The organism is Mycoplasma sp. 6243 (genome assembly GCF_051200785.1).
GTDB lineage: Bacteria > Bacillota_I > Bacilli_A > Mycoplasmatales > Metamycoplasmataceae > Mycoplasmopsis.
Genome location: NZ_CP195154.1, coordinates 339,952 through 357,215 on the forward strand (window position 1 = coordinate 339,952; position 17,264 = coordinate 357,215).

Sequence of the window (17,264 nt, forward strand, 5' to 3'; positions counted from 1 at the left end):
TATGCTTAGTGTAATTAATTTGTGCTAAGCATATTTTATTGATGCTTGCAAGATAATACATCAGTTATAGGACTTTGTTCATAGAATCAAGTTGAATAATGAAACAACAAACAAGCAACATACAAAAAACACCTTATCTGGTGTTTTAATCAATTTTCTTGCTTTTTAAATCTTCACGGAACTGTGATTGTATATTGTGTACCTTAAAGTTACCTTTCTTACTTTTGATATATTTTTCAAATTCAGGTGACTCTATTTTTTTGATATGTTCGTAGATTTTATTCACTCTATCATTTTCCCTTCATCTAGATTCTTCTAGATCTCATAATTCATCAAAGGTAGTTTCAATTTTAGTATCTTTTGATATATGATAAGTATCTTTGAATGCTTGTTTTTTGTCTCTAATTTCTTTGCTTTTAATTGAATTAGCAAGACCTTCTGTTCCTTGTGATTTAATTATCTCTGTATTAAGAAGTCCGTTATCAAACAAGTTTTTAATTTTTAAGATTATTTCTTTTGTTTCTGATTCAAGATATGCCAGTGCTTCGTTAAATTTGGATTCTTCGTTTTTTAGATATTTATCATATTCATTTTGTTTTTTGTAATTATGATTGAGGAAGTATTTATCAAAATACTTTCAATCTATAATTTGCTCATATACGTTAGTATTTGATGCTCATTCTATATCGGATTCGTTTAATGTTAAATCTTCTGGTTCATTTTTGTTTATTGATGTGCTTTTTAGCACACTACGATCAATTTCTTTAAATCTTAATGATAATTTATCGATATTATTTTTGTTGATTATACCTTTGAGTTTATCATAAACATCAACTCTTAAAATTGATAATGCAGTAATGTTTTTTCGCAATTGTGCATAATGTTTGATAAAACTTCGCAATTGAGTTCTTAAAGTTTCATCAGGATTTTTTTGATCAAAAAATGGAACTTGTGCAAAGGTAGGTTCATTTCATTGTGAAAAAATACCAAAAATATGTGCATAATCTTTTTTAACTGCTTCTAATAAAACATCCTCTTTATCATAACTTACATCTTCTTCTTTTACACCTGAATATATTTTAAGAGCATTTTCTAAATTAATTTTCATTATTTCAGGTTGACGGTAGAAGTATATAGAACCAAAAGGTTTATCATTATTATTATCTAAGCGGTTTGTTCGTGACATAGATTGAATAAGTTGTTCGTTTTCTTGGATTTTATCAAAGAAAACAGTATTAATGTATTTTGAATCATAACCAGTAAGCATTTGGTTTACTACAATTAATAAATCCAAAATCACTTTTTTATTAGAATCTCTTTTTTTGAAAATATCAGAAATAACTATTTTAAAATTATCTTTTAAATTGCTAGTTTGAACAAGATTGTTATTTTTATAATCTTGTTCAAACTTTTGATAAATTTCATTCAATGCTTTTTCTTTGTCAGAATTAAAGTTGAGTTTGTTTTTAATATAGTCTGTAATATCTTTAAGATCATTTCAATTGATTTCTTGGTATTGTGAATTTAACTCATCATACATCTTTTCTAATTCTTTATCTGTATATTTTGTTTTAGCAACGGTATTGATAAGTTCTTTAAATTCATATATATAGTTTTTAGGTTCCTGGATAAATTTGATAGCAAACTTTTTAATTAGTTCGTTATTATTTTGTCCATATACTTGTTCAGATGAGTCAAGATTGGGATCAAAAAGCGCTGTTACCTTAAATTCCTTAACATAGTTATCATATTTTTTCTTGAGTTTTTGAAAAATATTAAAATACTCAATAGCATCCTTAATGCTTTTGGTAGCTAAAATAGCAGAGTATTTACGATTGCCACTAGTACTGTTTCAGTTTTTTAGTATATCATGAGCAACTAACATTTTAAAATATTTGTTATCATAGTAACCTTTATCTTTTAATCATTCTTCAATTGTTAGGGTATCTTCTTTATTTTGCAGATTACCTTTATGTTTGATTAAATTTCAAATCTTCACATCCTTTGCAGATATTTCTTTATTTTCAATTAATAATTCTATTTCATTAGCAGAGAATTTTTTATTTGGATTATTTTTATTAGCTACAACACAGTTATAGAAAAACATAGGTAAGTATTTTTGTTTAAAATCGATATAGTGATTGTAAAATCTTAATACATTTCCATCTTCTAATCCATCTTTGATGGTATATTGATGTAGTTGTTTACCAAAAACCTGTTCAGTTGTTAAATCATTTTTTTTATTTACATCTTGAATCGGTGTTCCAGTAAAACCGATAAAGATTCCATTGGTAAATACTTCTTGTATTTTTGCAATCATTTCTCCATAAACACTGCGATGTGCTTCATCGAAGATTAAAGCAATTTTATCTTTATCTGAAAAATAGTTTTTTGTAATTTTTGAGAGTTTTTGAATTGATGTAATAATAATAGTAGCGAACATATTACTTTTTTGTGAAATCTTCTTAAGTTTTGATCTTAAGTCTGAAATGCTAAGTGCCTTTTTTATGTCGATTTTATCTTCGTCGCTTTTTTTGAATTTTCAGAATTCATCGAAACTCTGTTTGTGTAAATCGATCCGATCAACTACAAAAATAGCAGTTGAAACAATTTTTCGCTTCAATAACACGCTTGCTGTTTGAAAACTGGTTAAAGTTTTTCCTGATCCGGTTGTGTGTCAAATAAATCCACATTTATTATCTTTTGTAGACTTAATTTTTTCAATTTGATCCAAAATAGAACGAATAGCATAAAATTGGTAATTACGAGTTATAAACAACTTGTTATCTTTAATAATTGTTCCATTTGAAATAAGATTATGTGCTTCTGGTATTTTAAAAAACAAACTAATTATTTCATCTAGTTGATGAACAATTTGGTTGTTATGATTTTTTCAATATCTAAATGAATTAATATCGAATTCATAAAAATCATCAACTCTTGCTGCATACTCCATATTATTTTCAGTCATTGCAACAATAACTTGTACAAAATTTAATACACCTGTATTAAATACTCCTGCTTTTCCGTAATTAATAAGTTGATGTTTAGCATCTTGAATTCCTGATGCAATTTGCTTCAATTCAAGACAAAATAAAGGTAATCCGTTTATTAATAATAAAACATCAATTCTTTTTCTAACACCTTCGATATTAATTTGTCTAGCAGTTTGATAGATAGTATCTCCACCTCTTATTTCTTTATTACTGAATATTTTAAGGTGAACTGATTCTTTTTTATCCTCTTCTGAAAGTTCTGGATTGGTTCTTTTTATTGATACTGTTTCACCTTGTAAAAAAGCAAAAAAGTCTTTGATTTTATAACTTGATTTAAAGATAATGTTTTTTAATTCATCGAATTCATCATTATCTAAGGGAACATTTTTAAGAGTGGCTTTATTTATTTCGAATAAAATATTTCTTCAGTTTTCTTCTAAGTCTTTAGTTGAAATATTTTCTAGGGTATCCTTAATATTTGAGTTTTGGATTTTTTCGTTATTTCATCCGTAGTTCTTAAGTTTTTGTATTAAAGATTTTTCAAATTCAAATTCATTATTAAATTTTTCCATTATATAAACATCCCTTCTAATAGTTTTTTCTTAATGTTTTTAATTATTTGTAACTGACGCTGATGAAGTGAAAGGATAGAGTCTAGGGAAGTGAAAAGATGGGAGATTTTTTGTTGTTCGAGGACACTTGAAGTTACCTTTATAGTAATATCAGCAACAGTGTTATTCATTAATTTTGGATTTCCTGCTCTCATTACAAATTTAAATGACTCGTTTTGTAATGAGTGAGCAAGAAATAAGTTAGGTTTATATTTTTTCTCTAATAAAACACCACAAACATTTATACTATAAAATTTTCCCTCTCTATAATTTACAGTTCCTGCGTTTTGCTCCATCGGTGGTTCATGTAATAGCATCTTCAAAAGAAATTTTTTATAATAACCGAGTAGTCCGTTATTAAGTGTTTGCGATGAATAAACTGGGTATATATTTTCTCCATTTTGACTTTGAAAAATATCCTTAGTTGCTAAAACATAACCACGTGTTATATTAAAGAGTTCTTTAATTTGATCCTGTTCTCAAGCGTGAGTAAATTCTGAGAAGCGAATATTGGGAAATTTTGAGTTTTGATCAGGGAACATTTTTGATAGCAAAGTTGACTTAATGTTCATTAAAAAATTATACTTACGCTGATGAAGTGAAAGGATAGAGTCTAGGGAAGTGAAAAGATGGGAGATTTTTTGTTGTTCGAGGACACTTGAAGTTACCTTTATAGTAATATCAGCAACAGTGTTATTCATTAATTTTGGATTTCCTGCTCTCATTACAAAATTTAAATGACTCGTTTTGTAATGAGTGAGCAAGAAATAAGTTAGGTTTATATTTTTTTCTCTAATAAAACACCACAAACTATTTATACTATAAAATTTTCCCTCTCTATAATTTACAGTTCCTGCGTTTGCTCCATCGGTGGTTCATGTAATAGCATCTTCAAAAGAAATTTTTTTATAATAACCGAGTAGTCCGTTATTAAGTGTTTGCGATGAATAAACTGGGTATATATTTTCTCCATTTTGACTTTGAAAAATATCCTTAGTTGCTAAAACATAACCACGTGTTATATTAAAGAGTTCTTTAATTTGATCCTGTTCTCAAGCGTGAGTAAATTCTTTGAATCGTAAAGAAGGAACAAGAATGTTCTTTGACATTATTTGTTCCCTAGAATTTTAATTAATTCTGAAATACCTTGCATATCTGATTCTTCACCTTTAAGATCAGAAAGAAGTTCAATAAGTTCATTTTCTTTTTGAGCAATTTGGTTATTAATATCACTTAAAGTATCAAAATATTTATCTGAAAGTGTTTCTAGTTTAGAAATTAAGTTATTAATAATAGTATTATGTTTTTCAAAGATGATATCTTCAAAACCATTATTTCATTGTATTTTAATAAGTTCTAAAAATTGTTCTTCACTAATATTTTGTAGGAAGTTAGCAACTGCAGAGAAAAGTTGTTGTTGTAGTTCTTTAAGTTGTTTATTTATTGAAACTTTTTGGTTATTTAAAGCATCTGCTTTAAATAATTTATATTCAAATGACTCTTCATCTTGATTTTTATCTGCTTTTTTAAGGTATTTAGAAATTTCTGGGAATTTAAAATCACCAGTTTTACCAAATAATGAATCGTTTTTATCTTCTTCATCGATAGTTTCTAAAATCGAAGAAATTTGTGAATCTAAATTAGAAATTTTTTCATTTAGATCTTTTATTTTGTTATTTAAGTTGACAAAATAATTTTCACTAATAACATCGATATTAATCAAATGACTTTCTAATTTTGAAATCTTTTCATTCTTAGTTGTTTCAATCTCAGTAGTTTCTTCAATTAAGACTTTAAAATCAGCATCAACATATTCATTGATTATATCAATAGTAGGTTTGATATTTTTATGTACATAATCTAGTAAGATTTGGAATAATTCATATTTGTCTAATAATGGAATATCATTAAGTTTTTCAAATACATAATTTGAAATAGCATTATCTAAATAAATATCTTTGATTTTTTTGATGTTATCTACTGATGTAGCAAATGAATTTGTAAGATCTTTAAAATCAGTAACAATTTGCTTAAAGTGTGCTTGGTAATTTTTAACATCTAAATTATCTTTGGTGGCTTCAGAAATCTTTTCTTTTGGTATTAAGTTATAATATGCATCATTTACTTTGGTAGTTAATTGATCAAAGAGAGAATCAAAAGTATTTCAATAATCATTTAGTTGTTTTAATTCTGTTAATGGAATTCCACCAAACATTGAAGCATATAAATCGTAGGTATCTTCTTTTTCAAAGTTATCTATATATCTTGATATATTTAAATTAAAGTCATTATCCTTGATTTCTTGTAAAGAAACAACCCTTGAAAAGTTAGCAATATCTGTTTTGGCTTTATATGCATCGGTAATCTTTTTAATATGTGAGCTTTCAAGTTTGTTATTTTTACCATCTTTGATAAATAATTTGGACGCATCGATGAATTGGATGCTGGAATCTGATTTGTTTTTCTTTAAAATCATTATGATGGTAGCAATACCGGTTCCGAAAAAGATGTTAGCAGGTAACCCTATAATAGTTTCAATTTTTTGATTTTCAATTAATTTTCTGCGGATTTCTTTTTCACTACCGCCTCTAAATAATACTCCATGAGGTAATACGATAGCCATAACCCCATTGGTAGCAAGGTGATAAAGTTCGTGTAATAAGAAAGCATAATCTGCTTTGGATTTAGGTGCTAAACCGTATTCATTATAACGAGGATCGTTTTCTTTTCCTTCTGGACGCCAGTGTTGTGAGTAAGGTGGATTTGATACAACTGCATCTACAGAAATAATATTTCCACCATTTTCAATAGTAGGTCAATCTTCTTCGAGTGTATCACCGTTACGAACATTAATATCAGCTGAATTAATGTTCTTCATTATTAAATTCATCCGAGTTAGGTTAAAAGTCGCTTTGGTAATTTCCTGAGCATAATATGTTACAGAATTTTCATCTTTACCATACTTTTTAAATGCTTCTCCGATGTTTAAAAGCAGCGAACCAGATCCAGATGTAGGATCATATATACTAATTCTGTCGCGATCTTTAAAGTTATATGAAATTATATCCGACATTAAAATTGAAACTTCATGTGGTGTATAAAACTCCCCCCCCTTCTTTCCGGCAGTTGAAGCGAATTTACCGATTAAAAACTCATATACATAACCTAAAACATCATAGTTTTGTTTTGTTACCGGGATTTCATTCATTTGTTCCATTAACTTTTTAGCATTTTTGGTTTGTTCTTGTTTGTTACTTCCAAGATTATTTAAATCCTCAGGTGTTGTAATGATAATATCTCTAAATAGATTTTGATATTTATAATCTTGATAAATATTTTTGTTAAATCTATTGAAAGCATCTTCCATATTATTGATGCTAAAGTCGATTTGTTGACCATATTTATTGGTGGTTCATACTTGATATAAGTCGTTATAAAAAATAAAGTAACCTAAATTTCATTTTATTTCATCGATTTGTGTTTCGATTTCATCGATTTCCTCATTAGATAATCCTAATAAGTTATAATTTGACTGTAATTTTGAGATTTCTTCAATAGATAAATCTAAATCATTTAACATATAATCAATTTGTTTTTGTGAAAGGAAACTGTAAAATAAAAATGATAAGATAAAGTCCTTGTATTTATATGCTTCAAGGTTTTTTCTTAACTCATTTGATGCATTTCATATTTTATTTGCTAGTTCTTGTTTGGTTAAAGTTTTAAAATATTTATTTGACATTTTGCTCCTTAATTTCTGATAAGTTAATAATATAATTATATAAAATAAAAACAAAAGACTTATTATTTCTTGGTTTTTATTTATCGTTATTAAGTTTCTAAAGAAAGCATATGACTATAATTAAATTGTGAAGTTCAACCCTTAGTTTTTTGTGTCATTTGATTTTGAATTAAAATGCTGTGAAACATTTTAGATTTTGTTTAAAAATAAACCTGTTCAATGCACAGAACAGGTTACATTTTAGCGAGCATTTTCATTATTCTATCCACTTCTTCTCATTGTCCTATGTCTTTAAGTCATTGATCTGTTGGATAATCTCTTAAGTATTTTGCTCTTTTTTTAATATCTTCTATAGTGAGTTTACCTTTATTGATAATCATAAATCTCTCCATTTAAAATTTATATATATTTTACATTAATTTACATTAATTTTCAGAATTATTCTTAATTTTATTTATTTTGTAATAATCTCAGTATTATTTGAAATTACAATGTTCTTCTTTATTCAATTACGTATTTCTGTTTTCGTCCTTTCTTGTCTTTCTTTTACTGGTAAATTTTCATATTTCAATCGTATTTCTTCAATGCACTTTTTCAAATAATCTGCATTAGTTAAATCTGTTATACTGTTATTTAGATTCTTATAATCATTTATAACATCTTCATAATTTCTGTTTTGAAGTTTATATACGAAGCAATAAACTACTCTTTCATTTTTTAATTTATAGATATTAATTTTCTTTGATGTGCTTAATTTGAAGTAAAAACCACAAAAACGGACTAAGTTTATCAAAAAGAAATATGCAAATCTTTTGTTACCGTTAATAAGTTTGTGACATTCTAATAAGGAAATAAATAATTTAGAAAAAAAGTCAAATATATCATTTATACCATATTCACAATGACGTAGTAAGTAATAAATATGTGTATCATCTGCATTAATATATTTAAAATCTTCTACTTCTTCAGATCAATTATTTTGAAGAAGTTCGAAAGTATTGATAACCGTCTCGGTTATTAATTGATGAAGTAACTCAAAATCATTCGTATCAGAGAAGTCAATTTTATTATAAGATATTGAGCATTTATTTACTTTTGCTTTATATTTTTGTTTAAAATAATATTCATCATTTAATTTAAACACAGATGAACTTAAGTATTTATCCAAAAATTTATTAAAATTTTCTTCTTCTTTTTTAGTTATATAAATTTCTAATTCATTCATAACTTTATTATATATTTTTTAACTAACTGTTTTTACTTATTTAGTTATTTTTTTGGTATTCTTCTAGGTTATAACAAACTATTATAACAATTATTTTATCTCCTTTAAAAATCAAGGTATTGCATACTTATCAGGATTAATAGCATTTAGTCTAAATATCTGTGAAGCAAATGAATGTGTATTAGGTAGAGTAAGTGGATTTTGTCCATCTCAGTTAATACCCATATAATTAAGATTATATGCATCCAAATATTGATGACGTGTAAAATCAAAACCACCTCCAGCATTTAACAATCCCATCATAATATCGCCTGCTAAGTAGTTTCCAGCACCGGAGTGTCCTGATTCGGAAAGTAAAGGCAAGAAATTAGTTTGCATTGCTACATCGAATTGGTTAGTATCTGTTGAACGTGTGATGCGATGCATTAGGTAACCAAATTCCTTTTGTCCAGGTCATCCCATCATCGCTGTATCAAATTGCATATCATATGGCGGAATGGTATATTGTCATTTAAAATCAAATTTTGCACTCGGTATTTTGAATCATTTTTCAAAGAAAATTACTTTATCAATTTGTCCTAATCTGCGAGCTTGCTGGATAATAGGATTGATATCTAAAATCATAATTGATTCATCGAAGAAATCACCAGGTTTTTGTTTTCCATCATTTTGGATCTGATTTACACCTGATCAAATAAAATCTATTGGTTGACTACCTACTGAGTAATTTGGAGTATTTCTTGAGTATCGATACCCAACAGTAACATTTGAGTAGTTATCAAATTGTCCAGAACGGTATCCGTTTTGTCAACCTGGAACAGGTTGTCATATTGGAATAATCAAATATGGTGAGTTAATTCGTCTTGGTAAGTTTTCACCACTGAATTCAGCAAAATTATTTACTCTTTCAACATGTCAGTTGGTGGCAAAGTAAAATCTACCATCATTAGGATCATCGTTAACTTTTGCTAACATTGATGCACTTCCGATATGTTTAGCACCGTTTGCTGTATATAAAAATGATCTAAAAATTGTATTATTAATAAGAGGATTATTAATATATTTTTTGGTTCTAATGTAATCAAAATTCATTTTGTATCCATCATGAAGCTTATATACTACATTGATGTTGGGATTGTATGTATCTGTATCAAATAGATATTGCGGTTTAGTATATATAACTAATGGGGTAGAGTATGAAGAAAGCTCGGTATTAGTATAATCAAATTCGTTTGTTATTTGTTCAAAGTCTTCCGATGCTGAATCAGATGTATATTTGATTTTAACTCTTGCTCCATAGTTATTTATAATAAATGGTTGTTTCGGATTAAAATTACTGTTCTCATCAAATTTTATATCTCTGTTTTGATCGACTACAATATCTGTATTATTATCAGTTCAAATTTGATAAATAACACCTTGTTTTGCATCTCAATGCACTTGAACATTAATTTTTACTGTATATTCAGAATGATTAAAATCATATCTAAAATTTAATCGTTTTGCATCGATTAATTTATTTAAATCAAAATTTATATCAAAACCACTTATAGAAGTATTTTTGGCCAAAATACCACCATATATATGAGTTAAAACTTGATTATTTTTATTCTGAGGGTTCAATAAGGTTTTTTCTAGATATTTACGTTTTAAGATTCAGCCTGCAATTTTGGAGTTAGCATCATAGTTTCAAATCGCATCCTGTCAATATGGCTCAATTACTCTTGTTCTTTCTATTTGGTTTGGTTGATGATAAATTTCTTGTAATTTATCAGAACCAAAAGTTAATTTATCAAGCGATTCAACATCCGATGTATTTTTAAATCCTGTTATTTTATATCATACATTTGCTGTAACTAGTTGATTATCGATATTGGTATAACCTAGTTTTATATATGCAGTATCATTTTTATATCCTCCGATAGCAACAATTTTATATTGATTTTCTGGGAAAAGATAATTATTATATAAAAAGTTATGATCATCTCTGTTTGATGTAACTTTTATATATTCATTTAGTTGATCAAGATGATTAGCAAAGTATTTTGCTGAATTTTTAGCTATTTCTTTCTGGTTTATTTGTAAGTTGCTATGTTGGATGTTGTTTAAAATAATATTTGGATAATGAACTTGTTTATAATCGTTAACAAGATTAATAAGATGATATTCTTTAAAATTAGAATATCTTTTATTTGAATCAAATTTATTGATGAATCCGAGCTTAAATTTCAAACCACGTTTTCCTTCTAATTTGAAATCGTAAAAGTAGATAAAGTAGTTTAATATTAATGTTTTTCGTTGCTCATTATCAAGTGGATTGACAGGATTATCAGTTGGATTTATATTAGTTTGATAAGGAACATAAAGTTGATCATCTAAGTTAGTTGCTTTGTTATCTACCCCATTTGAAATATTGATGAAATAATTAGACTTTTTGAAAACATTTGCAGCAATAAAATCCTTAGCATCAAAAAGATTAAATTTCGGACCATTGGTATGTTTTCCATCATTTTTACGAATGCTAAAATTAGTTTCATTTAACTTATCAATTATTGCTTGATGGTTAGCATCAATTGAAGTGTATCCTGTAAAATCTGAATCTGTCATATTATTACCTGATTTGGGTAGAATATCTTCAAAATCAAGCAATTTGAAATAAGGAAATTCTCTTTCTCAATTTTTTAGTTGCTCGTTTGATACATTTGCTTCAACACCATCGATACTATAAGAAAATTGTAATAATGCTTCACCTTTTCGTAGGTTTTTAACCTTTGAACTTTTTACTATCATTTGGTATCTACCGAATTTTGGTAAATCATATGATTCGTCAAATGCTTTTTTAGCTTCTGATGCTAAATACTGAGAGTGTCCTCAATTTCTTCCGTCTTTTATTTTAAGTAAGTTATAAAAAGTTACATTTCCATCTTTTTTGTTTAATAAATCCAGCATAGCCTGTAAATCTATTGCATCAGAATTACTTGGATTTTGAGAAAAAAGAATTGTAGAATCAGTTGATAATTCTGAAGTTTTGATAATTTGTCTATCAAAAAGCACATCGAATTTAAAATATAACTTAGAATTTTCGTATTTTATAAATTGACTAATATCAAATTTAAAGAATTTGCCAACACCACTTGTTTTCGGTTTAAAATACTTTTTTTTATCTTGCAATGATAAGTTTTGTCATTGTTGAAGTGTAAGTTTTTTAAGATTGAAATAATCAACTTGGTAGAATTGATCCAAATTATTTAAAGTAATTTCATTAATAATCGGGTTCACATCTTTGCTAAATGTTATTTCTTTATCAATGGTTGTAAAGAAACTTGGATCATTTTTTAAGAATGCCTTTAAATGAATAATCAAAGTATTCTTATCATTGTTTTTAAGTTCAAAACTTTCTGGTTGATAAGCTAAAAACTCTGTGTTAAAGTTATTTAAATAAAATTTTGCATTATTTTTATTTATAGATGCTGAATATAGATAATTATTTAATTCATATCTTTTTGCATCATCAGAAAGTTCTATGTGATTGTTTTCTTGCGCTTGTGTATTTAATTTAGAATCAAAGTCATTTTGATTAAAAACACCTGCTGTCCTTAAAGTTTGATCAATTAGTTGTTTAAATTTATTGAGGGTATTAATAGATTCTTGTATATTTGTATAGTCAAAATCCTGAAATTTATCTGTTATAAAATTATAAATTTTATTAGCATTTAAAGTAATATCTGAGTGTAAAAAATCCCATAAAGCATTGGTATCTATTTGTTTTTTATCTCGTTTATTCTTATATGCTTGATATGCATCTTTTGCACTATTAAATGATGTTATAAAATTTCATAAATTATTTTTATAATTATCATAAGAAGTTGCATCTGATAAAAAATATATTTTAGTAGCATTATAGTTATAAAAACTCTGTGGTGCTTGAATTTTTGATATTTGTGATAGTAATGCCTTTTTATCATTTTCTATGTTTTTGTCACTTTGTTTTATTTGATTTCATACTTTTGTGAATTGATTCAGTGTTATCACTTGTGATAACTCATTTAATAATTCATCTCTTTGAAAATCATCAATATACTTATCATTTGTAATTTTTTCTTTTAATTCTTTTATTCTGTCTTTTAATTCACTTGGAATCAAATCTTTATCTGTTATATATTTTTTTAATTTATCAGTTTGAGCATCTAAATCATTGTCTAATTTTTCAAATTCATTGTATCCAGGTATAGACGTTATGAACAAATCGATGTCATCGTTGATTTTTTGTAACAAAGTGATTTGTGAATTTTTAAAATATTGATCTTGCATGGTTTTTATAAAATTAATTTTATCATTAAGGGTTTTTGCTTCAGTTAAAAATTCATTATTTGGATCATTTCTAAATTTTATGTAGAATGTATATCTATTGTTATAAAAGAATTCAAAAACACTAGAATTAATTACTTCATCTGAATCATTCAATGCATTAACCTTATGAAGGTAGGATTTATATGAATTTTCTTGTAAACTGAAAAACTCCACTTTTCCTGTTTGTAATTTACGGATACTTTTGATTTTTTCCAATAAATTATCAGTTGTTTTTAGATCAAAAAAGTTCTCAAATTCACCTTGATTTAAATATTTATCTAGCGACTTTATTTCACTTTCAAGTTCGTTATCAAAAGAATATATAGCATTTGCAGTGTTTTCATATGTTTGTGTAATTATTTGATTGTATAATTGAGTTATATATCGTAGATTATCATAAAAATTATGGTTTATTGAATTTAAATGTGGTACATAATTATTTTTGTTTAACAAAAATAATTTAAGTTTATCGAAAATTGGATTAACTTGATTCAACATAGATGAATTATTTTCAAAAATATCCTTAATATTACTTCTATATTCAGGACCTTTATCATCTAAAACTATATTTTGGATGTTATTAATTTTTTGTTTTAACTGATTCAAAAATAAATCAATATCACTAAAACCATTATTTAAAAATGATTTGGTTTCTGTCAATAGCGATGCTCATTCTTCGTAATTTTGTTTATTAGAATCGAATTCATTTAATTGTAAGACAAGGTTATTTAATAATTTAGATTTTGACACAACTTCTTCATCACTAAGATCTTGATTGATTAGTCAATTCCTAACATTTGACATTAATTTATTATATGAATTGCTTTTAATGTTATTAAGATTTATGTTGATAAAATTTTGTATTTGTAAATCTTTGTTAGGTTGTTCAGGGGTTGTATCATCTGTTGTATTCGGGTCCTCAGGATCATTTGGGGTGTTAGTTTTTAAACTTTCTTTAAATTGTCCGCAAGAAACAGTGGTTAATGTTACAGTTGAAAGTAACATGGTAGTGAATCATTTTTTGAATTTCATATACTCCTTTTTTAAATTTTCAAATGTGTGTATTAATATTTTATAAAATTTAATCTAAAATCTATGTAAAAAGTAGATTTTTTTAAGATTTTCATGATTACATAAGCATCAATATAATGTCTTGATATGAAAAATGAAAAAGTTTTTATAATGAAAAATAAACCTCATAAAGGTTTATTTTTCAAGGGAAATTTGAACATCAATTTCTTTAGAAATTTGATCATAAACTTGTGAATCATCTAATTTATTAACTTTTGCTCAATTGATAATAGGATGTGTTATAAATTTAATATTTAACTTATCCTTATCAAAATCTAGAGTTGTCTTTTGATAATCAATTTCAAGTTTATTTTTATTTATATTAAGCAGCGAATTAATGAAATTAGTTTTCTTGGTTAAATCATCTTTATCTGCTTCGTATTTTTGCTTTATATCTTCTGGAGTTTTAGCGTTTTTATAGATATCAGAATCTTTGTTAAGGAATGGAGTTAAATACATCAGTTGATCAATATCAGTAAGTTGTATTTGTTTAAAACCTTTAATTTGATAAAGTGTTCTATATGTTTTTGGATCTTTATTTTTAGCATTTGGGATAAAGGTAATTTGTAAATATAAAATTCCATCCTTGTCATTTGCAAAGGAATAAAAATTTAAGTTATAACCTTCACTTTCACTGTTTGATTCTCTTTTGCCATCACTGGTATTTTTGATATCTAAAAAAACATTTAATGGAACATTTGAATGGTTTAATGCATAAAAATCTAATGTATTAAGTTGTTTTTGATCTAAAGTTGTTTTAGGTAGTAATTGATCTGATCAGTAATTGTTATCTATCACAGTTGTTCCTGTGCGATACAAAGGATTTGTAGCATATTTGCTTGCTAATTCAGATGACATTTTCTTTTCTAGTTCTTTACCTGGTTTAAATCCAAAATCTCAACTTGCATAATTTTTATATTTAACATTATTGCTAATTGTTGCATCTTTAATAACATCAGATGATGATGTATCCTTATTTTTATTTAAACTTGCAACTGTAATACCTGCTACAAAAGCAGTGGTCGAAACAACACCTAAACAAGAAAGAAGTAGAATCTTAACTTTTTTCATTAAACCTCCAATGTTTCATTAATACTTAATAATAAATTATCAATCCCATAATTATTTTCTGAAGAAACAATGTAATATTTATTAAAATTATATTGCTGCATTTGGCTTTTGATGTTCTTTAATAACTTACTTTTTCCCTTTTGATTCAGCTTATCTGCTTTGGTATATACAGGTATAAAAGGTAAGTTAATTGAATATAAAAATTCTACCACATTTTTATCATTTTGTGTCATAGAGTGACGACTGTCGATTAATAAATATACACATCTTAAATTTTTACGATTAATTAAATAATCTTCGATCATTTGCATCATTTGTGCTTGTTGAGTTTTTGAAACCTTTGCATAACCATAACCAGGTAAATCTACAAAAACAGCACCTTTATTGTTTTCAAAGAAGTTAAGTAATTGTGTTCGTCCTGGTGTTTTAGAGACCCTTGCTAATTTTTTATTATTAACTAGTGCATTAATTAAACTACTTTTACCAACATTAGACCGTCCTCAGAATGCGATTTCATAATTTGAATGCTCATATCAGTTGCTTTTATTAGTAGCCGATTTGATAAATTTAAACATTTTTTGCTCTTTCTAATGCAGATGAGTATTCTAAGTAGTCTTCATCAGGGATAATTAATATGGTTTCTAATTGAGAATTAAGTAGTTTGTTTCCAGAAGCTAAATCAATTTCGTATGCATAATCAGTTTGATTACGTGCTGAGCGAACCAGGTATTTAACATTAAGTTGTTTTGCAAATTCAGCAGTAAGCATATTTTGATTTTCTAAAACTTTAACATTATCAAGAAATTTAGTTTTTTCTTTCAAAATAGCAGTATTAGTTTTAAAATCGTTACTAGGTTTATCTGGGTTTTGACTCACTACAACATAAACATAGTCAAATAGATCTGCTGCTTTACGAATTATATCTAAATGTCCTTTGTGTATAGGGTTAAAAGATCCAGCATACAATGCTGAATTAATTTTTATAGATTGCTTTGGCATTACGTGCAATTACCAATTCTTCGTTTGTTCTAATTACATAAACTTTAACTTCTGAATCAGGTGTAGAAATTAATTGATAATCACCGATTGGACCTTCATTTAATGTTTTATCTAACTTAATCTTCTTAAAGAAAAGTCTATCAACTATATCTTGTCGAGTTGCTGCTGAGTTTTCACCAACTCCTGCTGTAAATACTAGTGCATCAAGGTGATAACCAATCTTATTTGCATAAATAGCAGTGTAATCCGCAATTTTTTGAGCATATAAATCAAGAGCAAATCTTGCTTGTGGATTTGAATCTGCTGCATTACGAACATCGCGCATATCAGATGAAACACCTGATACACCTAATAAACCACTTTTTTTGTTCAATAAATCAGTGAATGCATTAATATCCATTTGAGTTTGCTTAAGGACAAATTGGTGAATAGATGGATCGATATCACCACTACGAGTTCCCATCATAATTCCTGCTAATGGAGTAAGTCCCATTGAAGTATCAATTGATTTCGAATCTTTAACTGCAGCTAAACTTGCTCCATTTCCAAGGTGTAAATTAACAAAAGAAACAGTGTTTTGTCCTAGAATTTCAGCAAGTTTTTCAGTAATAAATTGATGGGAAATACCATGCATACCATATTTTTTGATATTAAATTTGCTTGCTAAATCATGTGGTATAGCATATGTATAATTAACTTTTTCAATGCTTTGGTGAAATGCTGTATCAAAATCTGCACTTAATTTAGCATCTGGAAAAACCTTCTTAAAACCTAGCATAGCTTGCACAGCGCCAGGATTATGTAATGGTGCATAAATTGCACATTCTGAAATTAAATCAATTTCTTTTTGTGTAATTTTGGTTGTAGAAGCAAAATAATCTCCACCATGTACTACTCTAAATCCGATAAATTCAATTTCTGCTTTATCTTCAATTAATTTGATTTGTTGCATTAATTTATATACTTCTTCAACTGCAACTTCATGATTTGGCATCACAACATCTATTTCGTGTTTTTGTCCATTAAATTTGATGGTTATATTACCTTTAGGTAAGGTGATTCGTTCAGCAAGCCCACTAGCGATTAACTTTAAAGTATCCTTATCAAAAAGGCTTAGTTTAATTGAACTACTACCTGCATTAATAACTAAAATCTTTTTCATTATATCTCCTAATTATTTTTATATTTTACCAAAAATA

The 17,264-nt window shown here is 26.7% G+C and carries 10 protein-coding genes; all 10 read right to left on the bottom strand.

Translation table 4 applies throughout. The annotated features are described in order from the left end of the window. Nucleotides 1-145: 145 nt before the first annotated feature. The 10 genes from ACR82Z_RS01630 to ACR82Z_RS01675 all read right to left on the bottom strand — a co-directional run bounded on the left by ACR82Z_RS01630 (nucleotide 146) and on the right by ACR82Z_RS01675 (nucleotide 17,227). Entirely contained in the window at nucleotides 146-3,568 is a 3,423-nt protein-coding gene (locus tag ACR82Z_RS01630; RefSeq protein ID WP_435130324.1) for a DEAD/DEAH box helicase family protein, read from the bottom strand. Continuing rightward, nucleotides 3,568-4,716: a restriction endonuclease subunit S gene (locus ACR82Z_RS01635; protein WP_435130327.1), complete on the bottom strand. Its 1,149-nt coding sequence runs from the start codon at nucleotides 4,714-4,716 to the stop codon at nucleotides 3,568-3,570. Before ACR82Z_RS01635 ends, ACR82Z_RS01630 begins: the two co-directional genes overlap by 1 nt. Next, a complete protein-coding gene (locus tag ACR82Z_RS01640; protein WP_435130330.1) occupies nucleotides 4,716-7,349 on the bottom strand; it encodes a type I restriction-modification system subunit M in 2,634 nt (877 codons plus the stop codon). Before ACR82Z_RS01640 ends, ACR82Z_RS01635 begins: the two co-directional genes overlap by 1 nt. A gap of 233 nt (nucleotides 7,350-7,582) precedes the next feature. Beyond that, a complete protein-coding gene (locus ACR82Z_RS01645) occupies nucleotides 7,583-7,741 on the bottom strand; it encodes a hypothetical protein (RefSeq protein ID WP_435130333.1) in 159 nt (52 codons plus the stop codon). Between the two features lie 62 nt (nucleotides 7,742-7,803). After that, nucleotides 7,804-8,574, bottom strand: coding sequence for a hypothetical protein (locus ACR82Z_RS01650; protein WP_435130336.1), 771 nt, complete (start codon nucleotides 8,572-8,574; stop codon nucleotides 7,804-7,806). Nucleotides 8,575-8,664: 90 nt separating this feature from the next. Next, nucleotides 8,665-13,956 carry an MGA_1079 family surface serine endopeptidase gene (locus ACR82Z_RS01655; protein WP_435130339.1) on the bottom strand — a complete coding sequence of 1,764 codons (5,292 nt, stop codon included), beginning with the start codon at nucleotides 13,954-13,956 and terminating at the stop codon, nucleotides 8,665-8,667. Between the two features lie 174 nt (nucleotides 13,957-14,130). Further along, nucleotides 14,131-15,066: an MAG1430 family protein gene (locus ACR82Z_RS01660; RefSeq protein ID WP_435130342.1), complete on the bottom strand. Its 936-nt coding sequence runs from the start codon at nucleotides 15,064-15,066 to the stop codon at nucleotides 14,131-14,133. Next, nucleotides 15,066-15,641, bottom strand: coding sequence for a ribosome biogenesis GTP-binding protein YihA/YsxC (gene yihA, locus ACR82Z_RS01665; RefSeq protein WP_435130344.1), 576 nt, complete (start codon nucleotides 15,639-15,641; stop codon nucleotides 15,066-15,068). Before yihA ends, ACR82Z_RS01660 begins: the two co-directional genes overlap by 1 nt. After that, a complete protein-coding gene (coaD, locus tag ACR82Z_RS01670) occupies nucleotides 15,634-16,065 on the bottom strand; it encodes a pantetheine-phosphate adenylyltransferase (RefSeq protein WP_435130346.1) in 432 nt (143 codons plus the stop codon). The genes yihA and coaD overlap by 8 nt, the downstream gene beginning before the upstream one ends. Further along, on the bottom strand, nucleotides 16,040-17,227 hold the full coding sequence (locus ACR82Z_RS01675; RefSeq protein WP_435130348.1) for an acetate/propionate family kinase: 1,188 nt from the start codon (nucleotides 17,225-17,227) through the stop codon (nucleotides 16,040-16,042). Before ACR82Z_RS01675 ends, coaD begins: the two co-directional genes overlap by 26 nt. Between the last annotated feature and the right edge of the window lie 37 nt (nucleotides 17,228-17,264).